Annotated in this window: 3 rRNA genes; all 3 read left to right on the top strand. The window is 55.1% G+C overall.

The annotated features are described in order from the left end of the window. Positions 1–245 precede the first annotated feature (245 nt). The 3 genes from OL358_RS15820 to rrf all read left to right on the top strand — a co-directional run bounded on the left by OL358_RS15820 (position 246) and on the right by rrf (position 5,530). A 16S ribosomal RNA gene (locus OL358_RS15820) occupies positions 246–1,767 on the top strand. Between the two features lie 422 nt (positions 1,768–2,189). Continuing rightward, positions 2,190–5,295, top strand: a 23S ribosomal RNA gene (locus tag OL358_RS15815). Positions 5,296–5,413: 118 nt separating this feature from the next. Next, positions 5,414–5,530, top strand: a 5S ribosomal RNA gene (gene rrf / locus OL358_RS15810). Together the 16S, 23S and 5S rRNA genes form the textbook arrangement of a ribosomal RNA operon. Positions 5,531–5,580 lie beyond the last annotated feature (50 nt).

Genomic DNA, 5,580 nt, shown 5'->3' with positions numbered 1-5,580 from the left:
AGGCGGATAAGATTGTGAAGTTGCCCTGCTGGGCTGGCTGTGAGGCTGGTTGGTGGGTGCGTCCGATCCTTGAGAACTCAACAGCGTGCACTTGTCAAATGCCAAATAACCTCGTCGACCATCTTTTTGGTGGTTGTTGAGATTCCTTTGGATCAATTATATGGATGTCAGTTTGATATTCGTTTTTGGTCAGTTTCGAACTCGCAGGTCGTGACCGTTTTCCCGGTTGTGGTTTGCATCATTTTTTTATGGAGAGTTTGATCCTGGCTCAGGATGAACGCTGGCGGCGTGCTTAACACATGCAAGTCGAACGGTGAAGCCCAGCTTGCTGGGTGGATCAGTGGCGAACGGGTGAGTAACACGTGAGCAATCTGCCCTTGACTCTGGGATAAGCGCTGGAAACGGTGTCTAATACTGGATATGAGCTGCGAAGGCATCTTCTGCAGTTGGAAAGAATTTCGGTCAAGGATGAGCTCGCGGCCTATCAGCTTGTTGGTGAGGTAATGGCTCACCAAGGCGTCGACGGGTAGCCGGCCTGAGAGGGTGACCGGCCACACTGGGACTGAGACACGGCCCAGACTCCTACGGGAGGCAGCAGTGGGGAATATTGCACAATGGGCGAAAGCCTGATGCAGCAACGCCGCGTGAGGGACGACGGCCTTCGGGTTGTAAACCTCTTTTAGCAAGGAAGAAGCGAAAGTGACGGTACTTGCAGAAAAAGCGCCGGCTAACTACGTGCCAGCAGCCGCGGTAATACGTAGGGCGCAAGCGTTATCCGGAATTATTGGGCGTAAAGAGCTCGTAGGCGGTCTGTCGCGTCTGCTGTGAAATCCCGAGGCTCAACCTCGGGCCTGCAGTGGGTACGGGCAGACTAGAGTGCGGTAGGGGAGATTGGAATTCCTGGTGTAGCGGTGGAATGCGCAGATATCAGGAGGAACACCGATGGCGAAGGCAGATCTCTGGGCCGTAACTGACGCTGAGGAGCGAAAGGGTGGGGAGCAAACAGGCTTAGATACCCTGGTAGTCCACCCCGTAAACGTTGGGAACTAGTTGTGGGGTCCATTCCACGGATTCCGTGACGCAGCTAACGCATTAAGTTCCCCGCCTGGGGAGTACGGCCGCAAGGCTAAAACTCAAAGGAATTGACGGGGACCCGCACAAGCGGCGGAGCATGCGGATTAATTCGATGCAACGCGAAGAACCTTACCAAGGCTTGACATACACGAGAACGCTGCAGAAATGTAGAACTCTTTGGACACTCGTGAACAGGTGGTGCATGGTTGTCGTCAGCTCGTGTCGTGAGATGTTGGGTTAAGTCCCGCAACGAGCGCAACCCTCGTTCTATGTTGCCAGCACGTAATGGTGGGAACTCATGGGATACTGCCGGGGTCAACTCGGAGGAAGGTGGGGATGACGTCAAATCATCATGCCCCTTATGTCTTGGGCTTCACGCATGCTACAATGGCCGGTACAAAGGGCTGCAATACCGTGAGGTGGAGCGAATCCCAAAAAGCCGGTCCCAGTTCGGATTGAGGTCTGCAACTCGACCTCATGAAGTCGGAGTCGCTAGTAATCGCAGATCAGCAACGCTGCGGTGAATACGTTCCCGGGTCTTGTACACACCGCCCGTCAAGTCATGAAAGTCGGTAACACCTGAAGCCGGTGGCCCAACCCTTGTGGAGGGAGCCGTCGAAGGTGGGATCGGTAATTAGGACTAAGTCGTAACAAGGTAGCCGTACCGGAAGGTGCGGCTGGATCACCTCCTTTCTAAGGAGCATCTGGCACTCTTCGGGGTGTCCAGGCGCCGGATCAGACCGTTCGTGTCTGCCGGTTAGCTCATGGGTGGAACATTGACAAGGCTTCGTTTGGGAGAGCTCCTGTTCAGTACGGCCTTCGGGTCTGGAACGGTGGGGGTGATGTCGGCGGGGCGTGCACGCTGTTGGGTCCTGAGGGACCGGGAGCGGGGAACGGTTGTTTCCTGTGACTGCCTCTCTGGGCCTTTTCTTCATGCCGGCTGGTCTGGTGTGGGGGGAGGGTACCGCCCGTACTTTGAGAACTACACAGTGGACGCGAGCATCTTCGAGATGTGCCTTTCGGGGTGCATCTTGTAATAGATGATCTTAAAGATCATTAGTCAATTTCTCGCTCGAGCTTTGCTCGGGCGTCGATTCTTGATGAAACTCATGTGATTTCAAGTCTTTAAGAGCAAACGGTGGATGCCTTGGCATCTGGAGCCGAAGAAGGACGTAGCAATCTGCGATAAGCCTCGGGGAGTGGATAAGCACACTGTGATCCGAGGATGTCCGAATGGGGAAACCCCGCTGGGCGGCGTGCCGACCCAGTGACTCCCGCCTGAATATATAGGGCGGGTAGAGGGAACGTGGGGAAGTGAAACATCTCAGTACCCACAGGAAGAGAAAGCAACCGCGATTCCGTTAGTAGTGGCGAGCGAAACCGGAACAGGCTAAACCCAGCATGTGTGATAGCCGGCAGGTGTTGCATGTTGGGGGTTGTGGGACTTTCCGTTCTGTTCTGCCGAGCAGTGAACGTGATGCGTCGATATAGGTGAACGGTCTTGAAAGGCCGGCCAGAGCGGGTGCCAGCCCCGTAACCGAAATGTCGGACGCAGCGTGGAGAGTATCCCAAGTAGCACGGGGCCCGAGAAATCCCGTGTGAATCCGTCAGGACCACCTGATAAGCCTAAATACTCCCAGATGACCGATAGCGGACAAGTACCGTGAGGGAAAGGTGAAAAGTACCCCGGGAGGGGAGTGAAATAGTACCTGAAACCGTTTGCTTACAAACCGTTGGAGCACCCCTAGCAGGTGTGACAGCGTGCCTTTTGAAGAATGAGCCTGCGAGTTAGCGATATGTGGCGAGGTTAACCCGAGTGGGGTAGCCGTAGCGAAAGCGAGTCTGAATAGGGCGATTCAGTCGCATGTCCTAGACCCGAAGCGAAGTGATCTATCCATGGCCAGGTTGAAGCGACGGTAAGACGTCGTGGAGGACCGAACCCACTTAGGTTGAAAACTGAGGGGATGAGCTGTGGATAGGGGTGAAAGGCCAATCAAACTTCGTGATAGCTGGTTCTCTCCGAAATGCATTTAGGTGCAGCGTTGCGTGTTTCTTGCCGGAGGTAGAGCTACTGGATGGCCGATGGGCCCCAAAAGGTTACTGACGTCAGCCAAACTCCGAATGCCGGTAAGTGAGAGCGCAGCAGTGAGACTGTGGGGGATAAGCTTCATAGTCGAGAGGGAAACAACCCAGACCACCAACTAAGGTCCCTAAGCGCGTGCTAAGTGGGAAAGGATGTGGAGTTGCTTAGACAACCAGGAGGTTGGCTTAGAAGCAGCCACCCTTGAAAGAGTGCGTAATAGCTCACTGGTCAAGTGATTCCGCGCCGACAATGTAACGGGGCTCAAGCACGCCACCGAAGTTGTGGCATTGACATTATTGGTAGGCCTTCGTGGTCCAGCCGTGTTGATGGGTAGGAGAGCGTCGTGTGGCCAGCGAAGCGGCGGTGTGAACCAGCCGTGGAGGCCACACGAGTGAGAATGCAGGCATGAGTAGCGAAAGACGTGTGAGAAACACGTCCTCCGAAAGACCAAGGGTTCCAGGGTCAAGCTAATCTTCCCTGGGTAAGTCGGGACCTAAGGCGAGGCCGACAGGCGTAGTCGATGGACAACGGGTTGATATTCCCGTACCGGCGAAGAACCGCCCAAACTAATCCAGTAGTGCTAAGTGTCTGAATCCCAGTGACCGATCCCTTCGGGGTGACGCTCTGGGCCTAGCGCACGACCCCATTCTGGTGCGGTTAGCGTATTAACAGGTGTGACGCAGGAAGGTAGCCCAACCCGGGCGATGGTTGTCCCGGGGCAAGTGCGTAGGCCGAGTCATAGGCAAATCCGTGACTCATACAGGCTGAGACACGATGCGGATGAAAAGTGGGTGATCCTATGCTGCCAAGAAAAGCATCGACGCGAGGTTCTAGCCGCCCGTACCCCAAACCGACTCAGGTGGTCAGGTAGAGAATACCAAGGAGATCGAGAGAATCGTGGTTAAGGAACTCGGCAAAATGCCCCCGTAACTTCGGGAGAAGGGGGGCCATCCACTTATACCAGCTTGCCTGGAAAAGGGTGTGGTGGCCGCAGAGACTAGTGGGTAGCGACTGTTTACTAAAAACACAGGTCCGTGCCAAGTCGCAAGACGATGTATACGGACTGACGCCTGCCCGGTGCTGGAAGGTTAAGAGGACCGGTTAGCCGCAAGGCGAAGCTGAGAATTTAAGCCCCAGTAAACGGCGGTGGTAACTATAACCATCCTAAGGTAGCGAAATTCCTTGTCGGGTAAGTTCCGACCTGCACGAATGGCGTAACGACTTCCCAACTGTCTCAACCGCGAACTCGGCGAAATTGCATTACGAGTAAAGATGCTCGTTACGCGCAGCAGGACGGAAAGACCCCGTGACCTTTACTACAGCTTGGTATTGGTGTTCGGTGTGGCTTGTGTAGGATAGGTGGGAGACTTTGAAGCGGTGACGCCAGTTACCGTGGAGTCATTGTTGAAATACCACTCTGGTCACTCTGGATATCTAACTTCGAACCGTAATCCGGTTCAGGGACAGTGCCTGGTGGGTAGTTTAACTGGGGCGGTTGCCTCCCAAAAAGTAACGGAGGCGCCCAAAGGTTCCCTCAACCTGGTTGGCAATCAGGTGGCGAGTGTAAGTGCACAAGGGAGCTTGACTGTGAGACTGACAGGTCGAGCAGGGACGAAAGTCGGGACTAGTGATCCGGCAGTGGCTTGTGGAAGCGCTGTCGCTCAACGGATAAAAGGTACCTCGGGGATAACAGGCTGATCTTGCCCAAGAGTCCATATCGACGGCATGGTTTGGCACCTCGATGTCGGCTCGTCGCATCCTGGGGCTGGAGTAGGTCCCAAGGGTTGGGCTGTTCGCCCATTAAAGCGGTACGCGAGCTGGGTTTAGAACGTCGTGAGACAGTTCGGTCCCTATCCGCTGCGCGCGTAGGAAGTTTGAGAGGATCTGACCCTAGTACGAGAGGACCGGGTTGGACGAACCTCTGGTGTGTCAGTTGTTCCGCCAGGAGCACCGCTGATTAGCTACGTTCGGGATGGATAACCGCTGAAAGCATCTAAGCGGGAAGCCGGCCTCAAGATGAGACTTCCATACCTTTATGGTGAGAGGCTCCCAGCCAGACTACTGGGTTGATAGGCCAGATGTGGAAGTGCAGCAATGCATGCAGCTGACTGGTACTAATAAGCCGATGACTTGATAATCACCCCCACCCACGGTGGGGACCTGATGCCCGCGTCCACTGAGTGGTTCTCGATGTACGGTCGAGAACCGCACACAAGCAACACTTTTGCTTGGTGCAGACTGAAACATCAATAGTGTTTCGGCGGCCATAGCGAGAGGGAAACGCCCGGTCCCATACCGAACCCGGAAGCTAAGCCTCTCAGCGCCGATGGTACTGCAGGGGGGACCCTGTGGGAGAGTAGGACACCGCCGGACTTCCATTACCGAAATGGCCACCCAACGACGGGTGGCCATTTCGCGTTAAC

The sequence above is a fragment of the Microbacterium sp. SSM24 genome (genome assembly GCF_025989145.1).
In the GTDB taxonomy this organism is placed as follows: domain Bacteria; phylum Actinomycetota; class Actinomycetes; order Actinomycetales; family Microbacteriaceae; genus Microbacterium.
The sequence above is the reverse complement of the archived record's forward strand: the minus strand, read 5'-3'. Positions and strand labels throughout refer to the sequence as shown.